Source organism: Holtiella tumoricola (genome assembly GCF_027857615.1).
GTDB lineage: Bacteria > Bacillota > Clostridia > Lachnospirales > Cellulosilyticaceae > Holtiella > Holtiella tumoricola.
In genome coordinates this window covers 51,809-73,127 of sequence record NZ_JAQIFT010000058.1, presented here as the reverse complement: position 1 = coordinate 73,127, position 21,319 = coordinate 51,809, and the positions used below count along the sequence as shown (strand labels likewise).

Below are 21,319 nucleotides of genomic sequence, written 5' to 3'. Positions count from 1 at the left end.
CATATACTCATTTCTATATAAACTGCTGAATGAAATCTGCAAGTAAATAAGTTAATTCACCTGCATCATATACTTTTTCTGCCCAAGATTGTTTCTTAAGTCCCCCATCTTGATAAAGTACTTCTTCAAATCTATAAGCCTCATCTTCTAGACGAATAAGTAAGCCATAAATAAGGTTCTCGCCTAGTTCTAAATCACCTAAGTCAATTCCTTTGTAATTTTGCTCTCTTCCATCAAAAACAATGAGTTGCTTCCCATCATCTACTGCAAAAGAAACCAATAAAGCATTTTCTTCTCCTTGTGCTAAATAACGGTCTACACCTTTTATGATGGTTGCAATGTTCATATGAGGCTCTATCACATCATAACGGTTACGGCAGTATTTGCCTTCTAAGTCATCATATTCCATAAGGACAAATGCTGCTTCTACATTATCTGCTACACGAATAAGGCCTTCTAAATCATAATCTGGTGCATAGTAAGTTAAATCGCTAATTTCTACGTGGTGTTCCATTGTCTTTCCTCTTTCTATCTCATAGCCTAGGAAGCTTTACTAGACTTCAGCTTCCTAGCCATACTTTTATCTGTCTACTATTGTATTGCATCACTTTATCCCATGACAATATGTTTGGATAATAATTTTTCCCTGTACGTTTAGACTTATTGGCTTAAGTATACCCCTATGCAAATAAATCTAAACTTAATTGGTTGGATTCAGATAAGTTTTGTAAAATACCTAACTCACACATCTTATCTGTAATGGTCTTACTTGCTTTTGTACGGTTTCTAAAGTCTTCTTTTGAAAGGAATGGACCATCTTTAATGGCATTCACAATACCTTCTGCCGCTTTTTCACCAAGACCATCAATGGCACTTAATGATGGCATAATCTTACCATCAATGATTTGGAAGTTCTTATCATGTGCAATTTCTAACTCAATAGGTGCGAACTCAAATCCTCTCGCATACATTTCTTGTACAAGACGCATATCTTTAATTGTATCTTGCTCTTTGGTAGTCTGATTCTCTTTACCTTTACTTTGCAGCTCTTTCATATTGTACTCGAGACGTTCCTTTCCAAAGCACATAGTTTCGTAAGAGAAAGCAGATGCCCTAATACTAAAGTAAGCTGTGTAGTAAGCCAGTGGATAAAATACCTTAAACCAAGCAATACGCCATGCCATCATAACGTAAGCTGCCGCATGGGCTTTGGGGAACATGTACTTGATTTTCTTACATGAATCAATATACCAGTCTGGTACATCATGAGCAAGCATTTCTTCTTCCCATTCTGGCCTTAATCCTTTCCCTTTACGTACACTTTCCATGATGGTGAACGATAACCCTTTTTCTACCCCTTGGTTAATGAGGTAAGTCATAATATCATCACGTGTACAGATTACGGTAGAAATGGTTCCTTTACCCTCTTCAATTAAAGTTTGTGCATTCCCTAGCCACACGTCTGTACCATGTGAAAGTCCAGATATACGTACTAAGTCAGAGAAACTTTGTGGTTTTGCATCTAGTACCATCTGGATAACGAAGTCTGTACCAAACTCTGGTACTCCAAGACAGCCTAACTTAATCCCACCTATATCTTCTGGCTTAATTTTTAGGACTTCAGTTGAGTGGAATAAAGACATAACCGCTGGATCATCTAACCTAATGGTCTTAGCATCTATACCTGTAATATCTTCTAGGCGACGGATAATCGTTGGATCGTCATGCCCTAGAATATCTAGTTTGAGTAAGTTATGGTCAATGGAGTGGTACTCAAAGTGAGTTGTAATAATTGGGGTTGTCGTATCATTAGCAGGGTGCTGTATGGCTGTAAACTCATAGATTTCTCTATCATGAGGTACTACGATAATCCCTCCTGGATGCTGTCCTGTTGTACGTTTAACACCTGTACAGCCTTCAGCAATACGTCTCATCTCAGCACGTCTTTTGTGGATACCACGTTCCTCATTGTATTTAAACACATAAGCAAGCGCTGTCTTTTCTGCCATTGTACCAATGGTTCCTGCACGAAAGGCTTTTCCTTCTCCAAAGAGTACCTCTACATATTTATGTGATTTAGCTTGGTAGTCTCCAGAGAAGTTAAGGTCGATATCGGGTTCTTTATCACCTTTGAATCCAAGGAATGTTTCGAATGGGATATCATGTCCTTCCTTATTTAAATCATGTCCACACTCTGGACATTTTCTATCTGGCATATCACATCCTGATCTTCCTGCATAAGCCTTAACTTCTGGTGAATCAAAGTCACAGTAATAACAGTTTGGACAAATATAATGTGGTTCAAGAGGATTAACCTCTGTAATCCCTGACATGGTTGCTGCAAATGAGGATCCTACAGATCCCCTTGATCCTACTAAGTAACCATGGTCATTAGAATCCCATACTAGTTTCTGTGCAATAATGTACATTACAGCGAAACCATTGCTAATAATAGAGTTAAGCTCACGTTCAAGACGCTCTACTACGACTTCTGGTAGATTAGGTCCATAGATTTCATGGGCCTTATCATAACAAATACTTCTAAGTGTTTCATCTGAGTTTGCAATCTCTGGCGGACATTTATCTGGAAGTACAGGAGATACCCGCTCAATCTGATCATTGATTAAGTTAGTATTGGTAATAACAACTTCTCTTGCCTTCTCTTTCCCTAGATATTTGAACTCATCTAACATTTCTTCTGTTGTACGTAAATAAAGAGGTGGTTGGTCATCAGCATCCTTAAAACCTTTACCTGCCATAATAATACGTCTATATACTTCATCTTCTGGATCTAAGAAGTGTACATCACACGTTGCTACAACAGGTTTATTATGACTTTCTCCAAGCTCTACAATCTTACGGTTATAGTCCATTAAGTCTTCGTTTGTTGTGGCAGCATATTTATCACTTCTAAGCATAAAACTGTTGTTACCTATTGGCTGTATCTCTAAATAGTCATAGAAGCTTACAATACGTGCAATCTCAGCTTCATCCTTTTCACGTAAAATAGCTTGGAATACCTCTCCTGCCTCACAAGCTGAACCTATAATAAGACCTTCACGGTATTTTTGAATCAGACTCTTTGGCATACGTGGACGACGTTGGAAGTAATCTAAGTGAGATGCTGAAACAAGACGATTTAAGTTAATACGACCCGTTTCATTTTTCACTAGAATAATCCCATGGTATGTTGGAAGCTTCTTAATATAATCTGGTGACACATCTACTAAATCATTGATTTGATCTAGTGTATGCACTTCCTTTTCTTCTAGCATCTCTATAAACTTCATAAAGATTTCCCCTGTTGCAGTAGCATCATCTACTGCACGGTGGTGATTTTCTAGACTAATACATAAGTGTTTAGCAATATTATTTAACTTAAAATTCCCTAAGTGTGGCATTAAAACACGTGCTAAAGCAACAGTATCTAGAACCGTGTATTCACAAGTTAATCCTTGTCTATCTGCATTCGCCTTAATAAAGCTCATATCAAAGTCAGCATTGTGAGCAACCATAATACTACCTTCACAGAAATCCATAAACTTAGGTAAGATAACTTCTATAGTCGGTGAGCCCATAACCATACTATCATTGATCCCTGTTAAGTTCTCAATTTCATAAGGGATAGGAACTTCTGGATTGACAAACTCACTAAACTGATCAACGACTTTACCATTTACAACCTTTACTGCCCCAATCTCAATAATACGATTTTGATGTGCACTAAATCCTGTTGTCTCTAAGTCAAAGACTACATAGCTTTCACGTAAACTTTGATTCTTTGAGTTAATAATCATCTCTTTTAAATCATCTACAAAGTAGGCTTCTACACCATAGATAATTTTAAAAGGTTCATCCTTAGATACACAGTGGTTGGCAATAGGGAAGGCTTGTAAACAACCATGGTCTGTAATCGCTATGGCTGGCATCCCCCATGATTTGGCACGGTTGATCATCTTCTTAATGTCTACAACACTATCCATATCACTCATCATTGTGTGTAAGTGAAGTTCTACACGTTTTTCTTCACTCATATCCATACGCTTTGTTGTAAAATCTGCAATAGGCTTAATCCCTTGTACAGAACCAATACCTACTTCTCTATCATACTTATCTAAAATCGCCATACCTTTAATACGGTAGAAACCACCTTTTTTCAAGTTACCCATAATCTCTGGAAGGTCTTCATTCTTCACAAAAAGCTTCACTGTAATGGTATCTGTAAAGTCCGTAATATCAAACATAATGATTGTTTTTTCCATACGAATCTCACGGGTATCCATACCAACAATTTGTCCTTGGATAACAACTTCACCGATTTCATCTTGAATTTCATCAATGTTTGTCACTTCACCATCGCAAGAACGTCCATAAAATACATCTGGGTCAGCTGGCTGTTTGGTATATTTCTTTGGTGCTGGCTTTTTCTCTTCTTCTTGTTTTTTGGGTTGCTCTTCGTCACATTTTGGTGTTTGTCTTACATTACCCATAACAGTATGCACCTCTCTTGCTAGCTTGTTTTCATTCTCTTCCATAAGTGTATTGTTAGAGAATGCTCTAAACTCAAATATAATTTGTGCATTCATGCTAAAACGATTCATAAAAATATCATGAAGTTGCTTCTTAATATCTTCTGAACGTCGTCTTGCAAATAAACTGTTATCTAATGTAACGGTTAATGTATCACCTTCTACTTCCCATTCAGATAAACGCATTAAAGCAGAAAACATTTCACTTTGTGAACCTATTTCGTGAAGTAAACTACTTTTGTACTCCTGAACTAAATATTTCAATGTATACTGTTCTGACAGCACATATTGTTGGTTAAGTCGCACAGTTAAATCTGTTGTTGGAAATAGTTTATTTTTAATAGCATCTTGCATTTTCTCAATCTGAGCAAAATGAACAATCTGCCTACTTCTCATATGAATGGCTAGTGTGGTGGTAGCATTATCAAAAACAACTTTGTCTACCACTATGTCACGAAAAAGCTGATGAAGCTTGTCGTCTACTTTAAGTTCTGGCAATACTTCAAAAAAGCTTCTTACTTCTGTATCTTGACTCATGCTCTCTCCTCCACAATTTTTTTCAATATACCTATTTTATAATTGTTTGCTACAAATAACAAGGAAGATTCCCCTTCTATTTTGGGGGAACAAATAATAAAACACAGAATGGCTTCACATTAAAGCCTCTCTGTGTTTAAAAAACAAATATTGAATTCAATAAGCAAAAGTATGAAAATACCTAAATATTATTATTAATCAATAAATCTTGTTATAATACTAATAATAAATCTACATAAAACAATTAGATATTTGTTTGGTTGATAGTATTTATAATTTGTTTTAAAGAGTTAAAATTAAATATGAACATATACTATATGCATAAAGCAAATATAGTAATCAAATATTAGGAAGTTTGTATACTTGGAGGAATTGCACATGAAGATTACCATTAGAAATGAAAAGGAAGAAGAACGCTTTTTAGTTGAAAAAATAACTCGGGATGCATTTTGGAATTTATATACACCTGGTTGTAATGAGCACTTTCTGATTCATAAATTGAGAAATCACAAGGATTTTATTCCTGAACTTTGCTTTGTTCTTGAAAGGGCAGGTGAGGTTATCGGAAGTATTTTTTATAGCCACTCAAAAGTTGTTGATTTAGACGGAACAGAATACAAAACCATTACATTTGGTCCAGTTAGTATTAGACCTGATTTTCATCGCCAAGGATTTGGGAGAATGTTAATCTCTCATTCTATAGACCAAGCAAAGCTACAGGATTATGGAGCAATAATTATAGGTGGTTTTCCATATCATTACAAACCATACGGTTTTGTGGGAGCAAAAAAATATAATATTGCTTTAGAAGATGGGAATTACTACACTGGCATTATGGCACTTCCATTAAAGGATAATTATCTGGATGATATAAAAAAAGGTGTCGTTTATTTTAGTGAGGCGTTGGAGCCAGGGGAAAGCGGACTTGATATCTTTGATGCAAAATTTCCACAGCTCAAAAAGGAAGTAAAAGAATGTCAGGGAGTATTTGAACAGGCAGTAGCTGAAATTGATAAAATGGATTACTAAGTGTTACAAGGATAATAGAAATTAAATAATTATCCTTATAACTAATAAAATAGTTATTTGTTTACTTGAATTAGCCCTACTCCACTATCGTTGGGGTAAGGCTAATTTTTTGCTATATCATCAATATTGTCTTCGTCGGTGCAGTTTACTAAGTGATGGGATGTAGGTAAGCTATTGTATGGAGACTTTCTCCACAGACTTTTTAGAGAGGTTTAGTGAATGGAAGCAAACTGGTTTTAGGGAAATGTTTGAGGAAAAGTGAACTTCTTTTCCGAGTTTTGACCGTTAGTTTGATGAAATGAACTTAGCCTCTCTTAAAAGGCGAGGACTAGAAGTTGGAATACAATAAGATTGCCTCTAGCCCTCACTTATCCCCCCATATTTATTGATCTCTTGAAGCTACAAGTTCAACTCCAGTACCTAGTAAGTCAGCAACAAGTACGTCACCCATCTTAACTGGTGATTGAACAGTTAAGCTATTAATCACTTCCATACATTCCGGTATCATTTGCTTTGGAATATCTCCATTGGTTTTAACAGGCAAAGTTGGATGAATGGAACCTTCTATTTTTACTGTTGAAGTAACAACACGTGTTGGAGCAGTTACTTCCTTTACACCATATTCAGCACCTTTTGGGCAAGTATTGCCTGTTACACTTAATGTTTCTTCACCTGATACAGTTAATCTACAACCTTTAGGACATACAATACAAATAAGTTGTCTTTCCATTTTCTTCACCTCAATTAATCTCAATTTGGATTTCATTATACTCTGGTTTTAAAAGCTTCTTAGGTAATACTAAGCGTTCCATTTCCGCTGGTAACATGTGTTCACGTTTAGCTGTTGTAATCACTTCATCACCTGCTTTTACAACAATATTCACATCATGAAGTACTTGATTGACTCTAAAGAATAATTCTACAAAGTTACCTACTCTATCGTATTCTACCTTCTGTGGTACTGTATAGTTAATGCAATTACCATTTTTGAGGGTGATGACTTGATTTGAATGTGTATAGTGTGACCCAATATACTTGGCTGCTGATTCACCTGCACGCATACTTTCTTTGGTTACAAAGTCAACAAGGTCATGTACATGAAGTGCATTCCCACACGCAAAGATTCCTTCACATTCTGTTTGCATATCTTCATATACAACGGCTCCATTTGTACGTGGATCAATAGTAATATTGGCAGACTTAGTGACTTCGTTTTCTGGAATCAGTCCAACGGATAAAAGAAGCGTGTCACAATCAAACGTCATTTCTGTACCTTTTATTGGTCTTCTATTTTCATCTACCTGACTTACAATAACTTTTTCAAGACGTGATTTACCTTCTACACCTGTTACAGTGTGAGATAAGTATAATGGAATATCAAAATCCTCTAAGCATTGTACAATATTACGGCTTAATCCATTTGAATATGGCATTAGCTCAACAACTGCTAGTACTTTCGCACCTTCTAATGTCATACGTCTTGCCATAATTAGTCCAATGTCTCCAGATCCAAGGATTACAACACGTTTACCTACCATTTGGCCTTCCATATTCACATAGCGTTGTGCTGTACCTGCTGTAAAGATTCCTGCTGGTCTATCACCAGGAATGGCAATGGCACCTCTTGTTCTCTCTCGACATCCCATTGCTAGGACAACTGCTTTTGCCTGAATTTCCATATACCCTTCTGTACTATTCATTGCATAAATACGTTTATCTTGAGTAAGTTCAAGTACCATTGTATCTGTCATGACTTCTACTGTTGTATCTTCTAACATATGAATGAATTTTTGTGCATACTCTGGACCTGTTAACTGCTCTTTGAAGTAGTGTAAACCAAATCCATTATGTATGCATTGATTTAAAATCCCGCCAAGTTCTTTATCTCTTTCAATAATCAAGATACTTTTCACGCCTGTTTCATAAGCTTTATAAGCTGCTGCAAGACCTGCTGGTCCACCACCAATAACAACAAGTTCATAATTTCTATTATTCATGGTCAACGCCCCCTTTGTTAGTTTTACCAATTAAGATATAAGAATCTAAGTCTTCTTGTCTTACTGCTTCTAATGGTATGTTAAGTTCTCTTGCAATAATCTCAACAACCTTAGGTGAGCAGAAACCACCTTGGCATCTTCCTGCCCCTGCACGTACACGTCTTTTAACCGCTTCTACTGTAGTTGCTGGTACTGGTGAATGAATGGCCTCAACAATTTCACCTTCTGTAATCTTTTCGCAACGACAAATGATACGTCCATAAGCTGGATTTTCTTTGATTAATGCTTGTAACTCCTCTTTTGTAAGTTTCTCTAAAGACTTTACTTTTCTTGTACCTTTAAATTCTGCTTTTGCTGCTAAGCTAAGTCCACTATCTTCAAGCATTTTTACAATATCTACTGCAATTGCCGGTGCTGATGTTAAACCAGGTGATTTAATCCCTGCAACGTTGATGAAATGTGCATTGGTTTTTGCTGGTCCTATAATAAATTCATCACGATTAGTTAATGCACGATTTCCTGAGAAGTTACGAATATTATCTCTATATACAATGTTACTACATGTAAGTGCAGCCATTTGTCTTACATAATCTAATCCACCTTGTGAGGTTGCTACATCATGTTTGGCACTTGCATCTGCAGCATCTGGTCCTATAATAAGATTGCCATGGGCTGTTGGAGAAACTAATACCCCTTTCCCCTTTGCTGTTGGACATTGGAAAATAACATGACTTACAAGTCCACCTTGTGCTTGATCTAAAAGGTAATACTGTCCTTTATTAGCTATAATATGAAAATCAGTAGGCTCAATCATATTGTAAACATCATCTGCATGAAGTCCTGCTGCATTAATGACATAGCGTGCTTCCATTACTTTTGTTTCTTTTGCAGTTTTCACTTCTACTTTAAACTTATCTTGTTCTTGATGGATATTTACAACTTCATGGTTAAGGAATACTTTTGTGCCATTTTCTACTGCATTATCCATAAGAGCTATAGCAAGTTCATAAGGTCCTACTACCCCAGCAGATGGTGCATAAAGGGCACCGTGTATCTCTTTATTAATAGATGGCTCTTTTTCTAATACTTCTTCTTTAGTTAGAAGCTTTAAGCCTGGAACTCCATTTTCCACGCCTCTTTCATAAAGCTTTTGTAGATGTAATAAATCTTTTTCGTCAAAAGCTAGTACTAAAGAACCCACTTTTTTATATGGAACATCCAGGTCTTTGCATAACACTTCAATCAACTTGTTGCCTTCTACATTGTATTTTGCCATAAGTGTGCCAGGTTCTGGATCATAGCCCGCATGTACAATTCCACTATTAGCTTTTGTTGTGCCTGATGCAAGATCATTATTTTTTTCTACAACTGCTACATTTACCTCATATTTTGAAAGTTCTCTTGCAATACTTGCCCCACATACGCCCGCTCCAATTATTATTACATCATACATCGTTAATGCCTCCTCTATAAAACTTGTTTTTGAAAAGCAAAAAAAGAGCAACGCAAACAAAGGTATTATATCCCTGTTTAGCATTACTCTTTTTCTCTGCTATCATGTATTGAATTATCTTTATCATATCTAATTTAGTTGTATTTGTCAATTTTATTTAAAATTTAACAAACATTATATGTATATCGTCCAACTTTACATTTCCCAAACTTTTTGATTGGTTGTAGAAATAGCTATTGCACCACTTTGCAATACTCCTATAACGTCTTCTTTGTCTGCAATTAATCCACCTGCAATAAGAGGAATATCTATCTCTGCTACTAGCTTACCAATAATCTTTGGCGCTACCCCTGGTAAAATCTCAATAAAATCAATAAGATCTGGCTCTACAAGTTTCTTTATCCCCTCTAAAGACATAGAATCTAAAGCAAAGAATCGCATTACTGTTGCTAAGCCTTGTTTCTTAGCCGCTTTAATTACAGCAATCTTCGTAGAGATAATCCCATCTAATAAAGTATTTTCTTTTAAAAACTTTACACTAACACTCTTTGCTTCTAATCCTTCTACTAAGTCTAAATGAACCATTACAGTTTTCCCATGATCTTTTAAACGTTTAACGATTCCCCCTATATTGCAAATATCTCCATATAAAACAAAAACTACTTGGCTTGAAGAAGTTAAGCATTTTTCAAGTCCATTGTCATCCTTTATAGCTGCTACAATAGGTGTATCCTCTAATTGGTCAATAATTGTTCTATTCATCGCATAACATCCCTTCTATATACTCTCATTTCCTCCATATCACTTTACCACAATTTATACACTTTTCAAATTTCACTTGACAAATAATTAACTTTTGCAATCAATATTGACTTATAAAATTTATTTAATTATAATTCATTTATAACTTTTGCACAAGAGACCAAGAGTAGTGCACAAAAAACTTCAACAGTTTTTTTGTGCACTTTTTTATTTTGTGTAGAAAATAACCATTCGAGGGGGAATTGCAATGGCAAAATATGTTATGGCTTTAGATCAAGGTACAACAAGTTCAAGGTGTATTCTTTTCAACGAGAAAGGACTTATCGAAAGTGTGGCACAGAAAGAATTTACTCAAATCTTTCCTACTCCAGGTTGGGTTGAACACAATCCAGAAGAAATCTGGTTTACTCAACTTAGTGTAGCTCGCGAAGCTTTACAAAATGTTGACGCTACAGCTAGTGATATTGCTGCAATTGGTATCACAAATCAACGCGAAACAACTGTTGTATGGGATAGACACACAGGGGCTCCAGTTTACAATGCGATTGTATGGCAATGCCGTCGTACATCTAATATTTGCGATGAATTAAAAGCTGAGGGCTTTGATCAAATCGTAAAAGCTAAAACAGGTCTTATTATGGATGCTTATTTCTCTGGCACAAAAGTAAAATGGATTTTAGATCATGTAGAAGGTGCAAGGGAACGTGCTGAAAAAGGCGACCTTCTCTTTGGTACAATCGATACTTGGCTTATTTGGAACCTTACAAAAGGTGCTGTACATGTTACAGACTACTCTAATGCATCACGTACAATGTTATTCAACATCCACACCTTAGAATGGGATAAAGAAATCTTAGAAAAATTAAATATTCCACTTTGTATGTTACCAGAAGTTAAACCATCAAGCTGTGTATACGGCATGTCTGATCCTTCACTTTTAGGTGGTGAAATTCCTATTGCTGGAGCTGCTGGTGACCAACAAGCTGCTTTATTTGGTCAAACATGCTTTGAACCAGGTACTGCAAAAAATACATACGGTACAGGTTGCTTCTTGCTTATGAACACAGGAGGGCAAGCTATTGAATCTAGAAACGGCCTTTTAACAACTATCGCTTGGGGTATTGGTGATAAAGTTGAATATGCTCTTGAAGGCAGCGTATTTATGGCTGGTGCTGCTATCCAGTGGTTACGTGATGAATTACGTATTATTGATCATGCATCACATACAGAAACTTATGCAAAAGCTGTGCCTGATACAAATGGTGTCTATGTTGTTCCTGCATTTACAGGACTTGGGGCTCCATATTGGGATCAATACGCTAGAGGTGCGATCTTAGGCTTAACACGTGGTGTTAAAAAAGAACACTTCATCCGTGCTACTCTTGAATCTTTAGCATATCAAACATTTGATGTATTAAAAGCAATGCAAGAAGACTCTGGTATCGAACTTAAAACACTTAAAGTTGATGGCGGTGCTTGCGCAAATAACTTCTTAATGCAATTCCAAACAGATATTTTAGGGGTACCTGTACAACGTCCAGAAGTTATTGAAACAACTGCTCTTGGTGCAGCTTATCTTGCAGGTCTTGCTGTAGGCTACTGGAAAGATCTTGAAGATGCTCGCAACAACTGGGCTATCTCTAAAACATTCAAACCAAAAATGGCTGAAGAAAAACAAAATGAACTCCTTGAAGGTTGGCATCGTGCTGTTGGTCACTCACTTGGCTGGGCAAACTAATAAGCAAATTAATCAAATAAATAATTTAATAAACTGGGGGAATTAATATGTCAACATTTCTTGCGGAATTTTTAGGAACGGCTCTTCTTATCCTTTTAGGGAATGGTGTTGTAGCAAACGTATCTCTTAACAAATCAAAAGGTAAAGATGGTGGGTGGATTGTTATTGCTACTGGTTGGGCATTAGCCGTAGCAATTCCTGTATATATCTTTGGACCTATTAGTGGGGCTCACTTCAATCCTGCTGTTACACTTGCAAATGCATCAATCGGTAACTTTGCTTGGGCAGATGTACCAATGTATATCATTGCTCAAATGCTAGGTGCCATCTTAGGTGCTTGTCTTGTATACCTTCACTATCTTCCACACTGGAAAGAAACTGATGACAAAGGCGCTAAACTTGGTTGCTTTGCAACAGGTCCTGCTATCGAAAGTACAACTGGTAACTTTATCTCTGAATTCCTTGGAACTTTCGTTCTAGTATTTGCCTTACTTGGTATTGGTAATACAGTTATGGTAGATGGTCTTTCACCTATCGTTGTAGGTCTTGTTATTTGGGTAATCGGTCTTACACTTGGTGGACCTACAGGCTATGCAATCAACCCTGCTCGTGACTTAGGACCAAGAATTGCTCATGCATTTCTCCCTATTCCAAACAAAGGGGATTCTAACTGGAAATATGCTTGGATCCCAGTTGTAGCACCAATTTGTGGTGGGATTGTAGCTGCTTTAATCTTCAATTTAATCTTCTAATCATACAAAGATATCATTTCTATAATAACTAAAAATAGGGATCACTTCATTTAATGAAGTGATCCCTATTTTTTACCATTTTAAAGCCAGTAACTTATTTTCTAAGTCATACCCTTCCTGACTTCTATTAAGCCCTTGTTGTATTAGTCTTTCCATATCTTGAGATAGCGGTGCCGCTATTTTCATATATTCTCCTGTGATAGGATGATAAAAGGCACAATAAGCAGCATGTAACCCTTGTCTTGTAAGCATGTGATTATTCTCATTGTATAAAAAATCTCCAAGAAGAGGATGGTCTATAGCAGACATATGCACCCGTATTTGATGGGTACGTCCTGTCTCTAGTTGTAATGCAACAACCGATACTGCTTGCCCCTCTATTTGAAATACTTCGAGTCTACGATAATGAGTTACTGCACTCTTACCCTCTTTTTTATCTACTTTTCTTTTAATGATACTATCTTCCATTCTTCCAATAGGTAGATCAATGGTACCTTCTTCTTCTGTAATACCTTCTACAAACGCTACATAGATTCTACTTAAATGGTGTTCTTTCATTCGCCTTGATAGAATACTTCCACTAAGCAAGTTCTTTGCAATAATGGTTACGCCTGTAGTATCACGATCTAATCGGTTAATACAGCGAAATATATAAGGTCTATTCTGCTGATGGTAGTAATAGCTGATGGCATTTGCCAAAGTATTATCATAATTATTAACTGATGGGTGGATAGGTGTATCATAAGGTTTATTAACTACAAGAATATCTTCATCCTCATACAAAATATTTAATCTACCTTTCTTAGGAACAATATTTTCAGAATATGCCTGTTCTGCTAAACAAATCTCTAGAATATCCCCTGTTTTTATAATTTCATTTACACCTGCCCAAGTACCATTTCTTTTAATGCCTGCTTGTGTTTTCTTAAGTTCTATAACAACTGCTCTTGAGTACTCCTTTTCCTTTAAAAACATCCCAATACTCTTGCCATTATGTTGTTTTTGTATCTTATATTGTAACCTTCGTGTCATTTCTTCTCCTACTCTTTTGTTCTAATCAAAGTATAGTCATTTAATAATTAAATTATATCATAGTTTCAAAAGGTTACTGTAAAAGTTATATCTTATAAATATCCGAAAACTCTATATGGCATTTTTCAATTCTTCTTTGACTCATTTGACAATCATCTATATTTTCTATTAATAATTCTTCTCCAGCTTTTTGTATGCGAGGTAATCTTATTTCAAATCTTGTTCCCTCTCCTAGACTACTTTCTACATCTATTGTTCCTTCATGAAGTTCTACTAGAGACTTCACAAGTGATAACCCTATACCACTTCCTTCACAATGTCTCGTTAAAACATCATTTACTTGTACAAAACGTTCAAAAATATAAGGAACCTTTTCAGCTGGAATACCTATCCCATTATCTTGTACTATAATAAGTACGTCTTTTGTGCCTACTTCTATACTTACTTGAATTCTCCCTTCTCCCAAAGTGTACTTAAGTGCATTAGAAAGTAAATTAAGTATGATTCTTTCTATCTTCTCAGGGTCACAAGCAATGACTTCTTCTTCTACTTCTGTATCAAATATAATTTCTATCTCTTGATTTTTTGCATACTCTGCCACCGACATGACAATTTCTTCTACTACATTAATAATATTATAATTATGCATTGTTACTTCATAGTATCCTGCATCAATTTTAGTAACATCAATAAGGTTATTGACTAACCTTAGTAACCGATAACTATTTTGTCTCATAATACCTACATATTTAGTTGTTAATGATTGATCTTCTAATGAATCATTCATAAAACCTTCTAACATTTGCAAAGCAGACATAATAAGAGTAAGAGGTGTCTTAAATTCATGAGATAGATTAGCAAAGAATTCATTTCGCAATTTTTCTATTTGAAGTACCTCTTTTGCTAACTTTTCTTTCATTTCTAACTCTATCTCATAAGTAATATCTTTAGCTGTAGCAATAAACGTATCACTTGCCTTTTTATAGTAGCCATCCCATCTAAGCCACTTATAACTTCCATCTCTACATTGATACCGGTTGATACAAGGTTCTTGTTTACCATATTGAATCCATTTTTTTTGTTTACTCTTTGCATTTTCATAATCATCTGGATGAATCATGTCTTGCCATTTCATATGTAGAAATTCTTCTTCATTCCACCCTAATATTTGCTTACAGCCTTCATTTCCCCATTTAAAGTAGCCTTCTGTATCTACTACTATAATAAGGTCCGTAACAATACTTACAATCTTTCTCAAATCTTCTTCAATATTAATTCTTTGCTCACATTCTTTTTGCAGTTGATTGCTTAGATGTTGTGTCGCCAAGATAATAGCAATATGCTGACATATGCTGTTCATATAATAATTTTTCACAACAAACTGTTTAGGTTCTTTATCTAATACAATATTTAATAACCCTAATAATTTATTTTCATATACAATAGGATAATATAACGTATAAAAAATAGGTTTTGTTTGATCTAACCTAATATTGTTTCGTCTAAATGGAAACGTATTGGTCCTAACAACAACCTCTCCTCCATTTTTAATCCTTTCTGCTTGATGCTTTGATAATGGTAAATCTATATGCCCCTCAAATTCTTTCTGAATCCTTTCTATATTAAAGCAAGGTGTTATACACTCCTTTTCTTGGTTATAAAGCCATATATTTACTTGATTCGTCTTAAAATATTCTTTTAAACTTTTGACCGTATGATACAATTTTGATAAATGATTATTCTCTGATTGATCCCTCACTAATTGGCTATATAATATTTTTTGAAGTGTTATATCTTTAATTAAAACACCTATGTAAGTATCCTCATGTACAATAGGAAATTTCGTTGTTTCAAAATATTTTTCTTCTTCAACTACTTTTTCCTCAATAACACATTCCATATTTGTTTCTAAAGTATAATCATCACTCTCTTTAAAAAATGCACTGTATTGTTCGCCCCAATAATTCTCATCTCTTTTTCCCATTATTTCATCTTCTGTAGCATTGATCCTCTCACGATAATGCCTATTTGCATAGATATAATTACCTAGCTTATCTTTAATGCAAACACTTTGGTTAAGATTCTCTAAGAACGCTTCTAACAACTGAGCTTTTTTCTTTTTATCTAGTATATCACTCCATTGAATTTTACCTAAGAAACATTGCTCCTCTTCAATAGTGATTTCATATGTTTGTAATCTTCCTGACTTCCACTTACCTTCACTATTCTTTATATATAAATGTATTTGTTCTTTATCAAACACAATTTTGTACTCTAATATCTGCATATCTATTAACTTATTTACATAACCTATACTTTCTTGGGAGGCCTTATTTAAGTACATAAGCTTTTTATTAATATCTAATATGCACATACTGTCTTCTAGTGTATTTAAAAACTGTTTCATACTGTCTCCTTAATGTGGATTATAATGCGCTATCTACATTATAATACTCTAACTCATTTTTTAGTATTTTGCATCTATTCTTTATTTAATATTTTTATATTTATCCATAAAATAAAGAAAGCTAGGATATGATTAATCATATCCTAGCTTAACTCTATAAAATTTACATATCTCTATTTTATTTATGGCCTACTCTACTGGTCTTTGTGCTACCTGTGGCATTTCTACAATCGCTTTAAATAAGTCCCCATCTATTTCTAACTTTAGCGTACCACCTTGTACTTGTGCTAAGCTTGTTGCAATAGCAAGGCCTAGCCCAGAGCCTTCACTGCTTCTAGAGGATTCCCCTCTTACAAAACGTTCAGTAAGTTCACTTGGTTCTATGGCCAGCGGCTCTTTTGAAATATTTTTAAGGATTAAGCACCCTTTACCTTCTTTTCTTACTACATCAACATACACCCTTGTATTTGGCATAGCATACTTACAAGCATTTGAAAGTAAGTTTTCTATAATGCGCCACATGTGTCTCCCATCAGCTAAGACTTCTACTTCTTCCGTTTGGTTAAATACAACTTCTAGTTCGCTTGCTTCTAAACGGTCTGTATATTCACCTACAGCTTGAATAACAAGTTGGTCTAATCTTGTTGGCATAAGTTCTGCCTTTACATTACCTGTTGCTGCTTTTGACGCTTCTACCAAATCTTCTACTAATTGTTTAAGTCGATGACTTCTTTCATCTAAAATCTCAATATACTCTGTTACTGTCTTATTCTCTATAGGTTCTTCTTTTAATAAATCAATATAACTAATAATAGAAGTAAGTGGTGTTTTTAAATCATGGGATACATTGGTGATTAGCTCTGTTTTTAATCTTTCACTTTTAAGACTCTGTTCAACGGCTGCTTCTAAACCGCCTCCTATATGATTGATCTGATTGGCTGTACGATTCATAACTGGCAAACTTAGTGATAATTTTACTTGTGAGTTTAAGTTACCTTTTGCCAGTGTCTCTATTCCCCTTGAGAGCCTCACATAGTCCATAGTGATTTTAATCATTAATAAAAGCATTAAGCCATTAAAGCTAAAGAACATCAACCACATCAGCAGATTAAAAAGTCCCCACACATTACAAATCATATAAATAAGTCCTAAATTAATTACAACATAACCTATAATAACTAAGGCCGCTGCTAATGGTAAAGTTTTTTCATTCAATAAATCTTCTTTTGCCCATTTTCCTAGACGCCATACTAAGATGTATCTAGACATACTTTTATTTTTAAAGTGTCTGACAAAACTTGATAAGACTACAAGAGTTATAGCTACACCACTTGCAATGAGTACCATGAGTACAAATTCTTCTGAGCCAAAGATACTACCTAATGTATAAGGCACCCAACCTCTACTCACCATGATATCATTAATCCAGAAGAAACTAAAACTTGCCCATATAAGCATAATAAACCCAAATCCAATGGCTTGTATTTCGAACGGAATCTTATCAAAGAAATTTAAACTTACTTCTCCATCTGGCTCTTTTTGTCCAATCACTTTAATCCATCCTATCAAATCAAGAAGCCCAAGAACAAAACTTAATGCACCAAAGACATAAATCATATCTTTATTTGCTGTAGCCTTTTCAAAGTTCATAGCCCTTTCATAAAAGCTATCTCCTGGTTGTAAATTCTCTTTAGTACGTACGTATATGGCATAGTTTTCCTTATTCGCCACACCACTTCCATTGTAGTAATTGCTATGAAACGTCCCTACACCATCAATATAGTTCCATGTTCTTTCCTCTTGAAAAGAACGTTTAATTTTTTCTCCATCCCCTGTAATTAGAGTTGGAGACTTTAAAAAGTCATCTAAAACTGCATCTAAATTACTTCCTTTATAAAGTGGGCTATTCGTAATAACTTTTCCTGTTCCTTTATCAATGCCTATATACTCTACATTCACATTATCTCTTACTAGTTGATCTTGAATAAATTCATAGTAATCATGGCGATCGGATAGTATACCTGCTATTGCCTGTTCATCACTTGTTACAGATGTATCTGCTGTACGATAGCGCTTAATATCCGCCGAGCTTACGCCGTCCTTCTCAAGGATTTTTTCATCTGCATAGCGTACAATCCAGTCCCTTACATAACCTGCTTTAGTAATAAGTTCATACTCATATCCATAGCTAGAATAATAATTCTTTTCTCTTGGCATTCCAGCTAACCCATACAAACTATAAATACCACCTATGCTGAATGCAACCATAGATATGTATAAAAGCAACTTCACGAGTTTGCTGTATCCTATATTTCTCATCTGTGATACACCACCTTTTCTTTCTTTATATCACTAGTCTAAAACCTAGACTTTACAAAGACCTTCATAAATTTATTACGGTTTCTTCATATTTTATTTATTTCTGTTTAATGCTATAATAAACTCACAATATTTAAAATATAAGGAGTATACTAAATGTCTGTTGTTAGCTATGTGTGCCCACATTGTAGTGCCAAATTAGTCTTTGACCCCGAAATGCAAAAGTGGGCGTGTCCCTTTTGTGAAAGTAGCTTCGATCAACATGCTCTTGAAGCTACAGAGTCTACTCAAACCATTCAAGAACCTTTTACTGATACTGTAGATGCTACCGTTATTTATAGCTGCCCTAGTTGTGGTGCCCAGCTCGTTACTGACCCCAACACCTCTGCTACCTTTTGTTGTTATTGCCACAGTCCTGTTGTTTTATCCCACCAGCTAAAAGATGACTTTAAACCTTCTAAAATCATTCCTTTTAAAACAACTAAAGAAGATGCTATTACATCCTTTAAAAATTGGTGTTGTGGCAAATGGTTTCTACCTTCAGACTTTGCTTCTCCCAGCCAACTTCAAAAACTTACAGGTATCTACCTTCCTTATTGGCTGATGAGCTGTGGTACTTCCGGCAACCTGGTTGCTAAAGCAAAAAATATAAGAACCTGGTCAGATTCTAGTTATTATTATACAGAGACTCAAGACTATATGATTGAACGTGCAGGTTCTATGCGCTTTGATTACATACCTCATGATGCTTCGAGTAAAGCTGAAGATGCCGTAATGGCTTCTGTTGAACCCTTTAACTTTGTAGACCTGATAGACTTTTCTTCACCTTATCTATCTGGCTTCTTAGCCGAAAAGTATGATGTGAAGCAAGAGCAAGTTTATCCATTTATACAAAAGCGTGTAGAAGCAGCCACTACTGAAGTATTTCGTGAATCTATTAAAAGCTATAATAGTCTAGCAGTAACAAACTGTAATATTAACGTTCAAGATGTGCAATTTGACTATACACTACTTCCTATTTGGGTACTTACTTATCTCTATAACGATAAAACCTACTTCTTTGTTATGAATGGTCAAACCGGTAAGATATTTGGAGAGCTACCAATCTGTAAGAAAAAAGTGACTTATCTCTTCTTTATTTTAACCCTTGTTATCTTCCTCATTTTATTTATTGGAGGTGGACTATTATGAGAAAAGTAACTTTATCTTCTATTAAACTTATGGTATTCCTTAGCCTTTTAGTCAGTTGTATTTTCCCTATGTATGGTGCGACAACTAAAATCTTCGATCAAGCAAACCTCTTAAGTAGCAGTGAAAAAGCTACTTTACAGACACAAATGGATGAGCTTGTTAGCACCTATCAGATAGATATTGGCATTGTAACGACTGATTCTATGAACGGTAAGTCCTCTCGTACCTATGCTGATGACTTTTATGATCAAAATGGATTGGGTATTGGTCAAGACTATAGTGGCCTACTTCTACTTATTAATATGGAAGACCGTGAAGTCTATATCTCTACTTGTGGTGAAGGTATTCGTTACTTTACAGATGCACGTATTGATTCTATTTTAGATGCCATGACAAGTAGCCTTGCTAACCAACACTACAGTGCTGCTTGTACCACTTTTCTATCTAAAGTAGAATCCAATCTAATCTCTGGTATACCAAGTAATCAGTACACTGAACCAGAAGGCTTCAAATTTTCCTGGTCATCTACCCTTCTTTATTTGGTTATCTCAGTTATTATAAGCTTTATTATTTGTATCTGCGTAAGTAAAAGCTACAAAAGACCAACCTCCATATCCGGTCAGGCATACCTTAATCATGGTTCTGTTCACTTCACACGCAAAGAAGATACGTTCCTTGGACGTCATATTTCTAAACGCAAGAAAGAATCCTCAAATAACTCCTCTGGTGGTGGGCGCAGTTCTACCCATACTTCTAGTAGTGGCCGTAGTCATGGTGGTGGTGGAAGAAGTTTTTAATCTACCATTAAATTTTTTCTACCATATACCCACTTCCCCAGACAACTTTTAAGTATTTAGGATCTTTAGGATTAATTTCAATTTTTTCACGTAGTCGTCTAATATGGACGGCTACTGTGTTTTCTGGGGCATAGGCCACTTCTTGCCAAACATTTTCGTAGATTTGATGCATAGAGAGGACTTGCCCCATATTTTTCATCAGATAATATAAAATTTTATACTCTGTTGGTGTTAACTTCACCATCTCACCATCTAATGTTACCTTCCCCGTTTCTGCATCTAGCCATAAGCCACCTGTAGACAGAATTTGAGGTTCTACTACCATGCTCCCAAGCGTTGTATAACGTCTAAGTTGTGACTTCACACGTGCTAGTAGTTCTAAAGTATTAAATGGTTTTGTAATATAATCATCTGCCCCAAAGTTTAATCCTGCAATTTTATCTGTATCTTCACTTTTAGCTGATAAAATAATAATAGGAATATTCTTCTCCTGTCTAATACGTAATGTAGTCGATAATCCATCTAATTTAGGCATCATGATATCTAATAAAACAAGATGAATCTTCTCCTTTTCTACTGCTTCTAAAGCTTCAATACCATTAAAAGCTTTGACTACACGATATCCTTCCTTTTGTAAATGTAATGCTATAGAATTCACTATAAGCTCATCATCATCACATACTAAAATGGTATATGTCATTTGTATGCCTCCCTAACTTTCAATCTTTGTACCTCTATTGTATCTTATAATTCCTACAATCACTTAATAAATTTCT

15 protein-coding genes are annotated in these 21,319 nt (G+C 35.3%); 5 read left to right on the top strand and 10 right to left on the bottom strand.

From position 1 onward, the window contains the following. Positions 1–13 precede the first annotated feature (13 nt). Together PBV87_RS16100 and PBV87_RS16095 are read right to left on the bottom strand one after the other, a co-directional pair. Positions 14–514, bottom strand: coding sequence for a hypothetical protein (locus tag PBV87_RS16100; RefSeq protein ID WP_271012941.1), 501 nt, complete (start codon positions 512–514; stop codon positions 14–16). Positions 515–680: 166 nt separating this feature from the next. Next, a complete protein-coding gene (locus PBV87_RS16095; protein WP_271012940.1) occupies positions 681–5,066 on the bottom strand; it encodes a PolC-type DNA polymerase III in 4,386 nt (1,461 codons plus the stop codon). A gap of 378 nt (positions 5,067–5,444) precedes the next feature. On the opposite strand from PBV87_RS16095, the gene PBV87_RS16090 reads away from it, so the two are divergent. Continuing rightward, entirely contained in the window at positions 5,445–6,095 is a 651-nt protein-coding gene (locus PBV87_RS16090; RefSeq protein WP_271012939.1) for a GNAT family N-acetyltransferase, read from the top strand. Between the two features lie 382 nt (positions 6,096–6,477). On the opposite strand, the gene PBV87_RS16085 is transcribed toward PBV87_RS16090, so the two are convergent. The 4 genes from PBV87_RS16085 to PBV87_RS16070 all read right to left on the bottom strand — a co-directional run bounded on the left by PBV87_RS16085 (position 6,478) and on the right by PBV87_RS16070 (position 10,307). Continuing rightward, on the bottom strand, positions 6,478–6,825 hold the full coding sequence (locus PBV87_RS16085; protein WP_053985896.1) for a DUF1667 domain-containing protein: 348 nt from the start codon (positions 6,823–6,825) through the stop codon (positions 6,478–6,480). 10 nt (positions 6,826–6,835) lie between these two features. Further along, a complete protein-coding gene (locus tag PBV87_RS16080; RefSeq protein WP_271012938.1) occupies positions 6,836–8,092 on the bottom strand; it encodes an NAD(P)/FAD-dependent oxidoreductase in 1,257 nt (418 codons plus the stop codon). Then, positions 8,085–9,545 carry an NAD(P)/FAD-dependent oxidoreductase gene (locus PBV87_RS16075; protein ID WP_271012937.1) on the bottom strand — a complete coding sequence of 487 codons (1,461 nt, stop codon included), beginning with the start codon at positions 9,543–9,545 and terminating at the stop codon, positions 8,085–8,087. The genes PBV87_RS16080 and PBV87_RS16075 overlap by 8 nt, the downstream gene beginning before the upstream one ends. A 195-nt stretch (positions 9,546–9,740) precedes the next feature. After that, positions 9,741–10,307, bottom strand: a complete 567-nt coding sequence (locus PBV87_RS16070; RefSeq protein WP_053985899.1) for a glycerol-3-phosphate responsive antiterminator — start codon at positions 10,305–10,307, stop codon at positions 9,741–9,743. Between the two features lie 247 nt (positions 10,308–10,554). On the opposite strand from PBV87_RS16070, the gene glpK reads away from it, so the two are divergent. Continuing rightward, positions 10,555–12,045: a glycerol kinase GlpK gene (gene glpK, locus PBV87_RS16065; protein WP_053985900.1), complete on the top strand. Its 1,491-nt coding sequence runs from the start codon at positions 10,555–10,557 to the stop codon at positions 12,043–12,045. Positions 12,046–12,092: 47 nt separating this feature from the next. After that, on the top strand, positions 12,093–12,797 hold the full coding sequence (locus PBV87_RS16060) for an MIP/aquaporin family protein (RefSeq protein ID WP_271012936.1): 705 nt from the start codon (positions 12,093–12,095) through the stop codon (positions 12,795–12,797). Between the two features lie 72 nt (positions 12,798–12,869). Here PBV87_RS16060 and PBV87_RS16055 read toward each other — a convergent pair whose 3' ends face one another. From PBV87_RS16055 to PBV87_RS16045, 3 genes are all read right to left on the bottom strand, one after another. After that, positions 12,870–13,829: an RluA family pseudouridine synthase gene (locus PBV87_RS16055; protein WP_271012935.1), complete on the bottom strand. Its 960-nt coding sequence runs from the start codon at positions 13,827–13,829 to the stop codon at positions 12,870–12,872. Between the two features lie 85 nt (positions 13,830–13,914). Beyond that, positions 13,915–16,236: an ATP-binding protein gene (locus tag PBV87_RS16050; RefSeq protein WP_271012934.1), complete on the bottom strand. Its 2,322-nt coding sequence runs from the start codon at positions 16,234–16,236 to the stop codon at positions 13,915–13,917. Positions 16,237–16,425: 189 nt separating this feature from the next. Continuing rightward, positions 16,426–18,555, bottom strand: coding sequence for a sensor histidine kinase (locus PBV87_RS16045; protein WP_271012933.1), 2,130 nt, complete (start codon positions 18,553–18,555; stop codon positions 16,426–16,428). Positions 18,556–18,711: 156 nt separating this feature from the next. Here PBV87_RS16045 and PBV87_RS16040 point away from each other — a divergent pair, with 156 nt between their 5' ends. Beyond that, positions 18,712–19,746 carry a TFIIB-type zinc ribbon-containing protein gene (locus PBV87_RS16040; RefSeq protein WP_271012932.1) on the top strand — a complete coding sequence of 345 codons (1,035 nt, stop codon included), beginning with the start codon at positions 18,712–18,714 and terminating at the stop codon, positions 19,744–19,746. After that, positions 19,743–20,543, top strand: a complete 801-nt coding sequence (locus PBV87_RS16035; protein WP_271012931.1) for a TPM domain-containing protein — start codon at positions 19,743–19,745, stop codon at positions 20,541–20,543. The genes PBV87_RS16040 and PBV87_RS16035 overlap by 4 nt, the downstream gene beginning before the upstream one ends. Positions 20,544–20,550: 7 nt before the next feature. On the opposite strand, the gene PBV87_RS16030 is transcribed toward PBV87_RS16035, so the two are convergent. After that, the gene (locus tag PBV87_RS16030; protein ID WP_271012930.1) at positions 20,551–21,243 is read right to left on the bottom strand and encodes a response regulator transcription factor; all 693 of its coding nucleotides are present in this window, start codon (positions 21,241–21,243) and stop codon (positions 20,551–20,553) included. Positions 21,244–21,319: the final 76 nt, after the last annotated feature.

What these genes read in the sequence shown, in the direction of transcription:
- PBV87_RS16100 (WP_271012941.1), bottom strand. Translation starts at nt 514, where the DNA reads ATGGAACACCACGTAGAAATTAGCGATTTAACTTACTATGCACCAGAT.
- PBV87_RS16095 (WP_271012940.1), bottom strand. Translation starts at nt 5,066, where the DNA reads ATGAGTCAAGATACAGAAGTAAGAAGCTTTTTTGAAGTATTGCCAGAA.
- PBV87_RS16090 (WP_271012939.1), top strand. Translation starts at nt 5,445, where the DNA reads ATGAAGATTACCATTAGAAATGAAAAGGAAGAAGAACGCTTTTTAGTT.
- PBV87_RS16085 (WP_053985896.1), bottom strand. Translation starts at nt 6,825, where the DNA reads ATGGAAAGACAACTTATTTGTATTGTATGTCCTAAAGGTTGTAGATTA.
- PBV87_RS16080 (WP_271012938.1), bottom strand. Translation starts at nt 8,092, where the DNA reads ATGAATAATAGAAATTATGAACTTGTTGTTATTGGTGGTGGACCAGCA.
- PBV87_RS16075 (WP_271012937.1), bottom strand. Translation starts at nt 9,545, where the DNA reads ATGTATGATGTAATAATAATTGGAGCGGGCGTATGTGGGGCAAGTATT.
- PBV87_RS16070 (WP_053985899.1), bottom strand. Translation starts at nt 10,307, where the DNA reads ATGAATAGAACAATTATTGACCAATTAGAGGATACACCTATTGTAGCA.
- glpK (WP_053985900.1), top strand. Translation starts at nt 10,555, where the DNA reads ATGGCAAAATATGTTATGGCTTTAGATCAAGGTACAACAAGTTCAAGG.
- PBV87_RS16060 (WP_271012936.1), top strand. Translation starts at nt 12,093, where the DNA reads ATGTCAACATTTCTTGCGGAATTTTTAGGAACGGCTCTTCTTATCCTT.
- PBV87_RS16055 (WP_271012935.1), bottom strand. Translation starts at nt 13,829, where the DNA reads ATGACACGAAGGTTACAATATAAGATACAAAAACAACATAATGGCAAG.
- PBV87_RS16050 (WP_271012934.1), bottom strand. Translation starts at nt 16,236, where the DNA reads ATGAAACAGTTTTTAAATACACTAGAAGACAGTATGTGCATATTAGAT.
- PBV87_RS16045 (WP_271012933.1), bottom strand. Translation starts at nt 18,555, where the DNA reads ATGAGAAATATAGGATACAGCAAACTCGTGAAGTTGCTTTTATACATA.
- PBV87_RS16040 (WP_271012932.1), top strand. Translation starts at nt 18,712, where the DNA reads ATGTCTGTTGTTAGCTATGTGTGCCCACATTGTAGTGCCAAATTAGTC.
- PBV87_RS16035 (WP_271012931.1), top strand. Translation starts at nt 19,743, where the DNA reads ATGAGAAAAGTAACTTTATCTTCTATTAAACTTATGGTATTCCTTAGC.
- PBV87_RS16030 (WP_271012930.1), bottom strand. Translation starts at nt 21,243, where the DNA reads ATGACATATACCATTTTAGTATGTGATGATGATGAGCTTATAGTGAAT.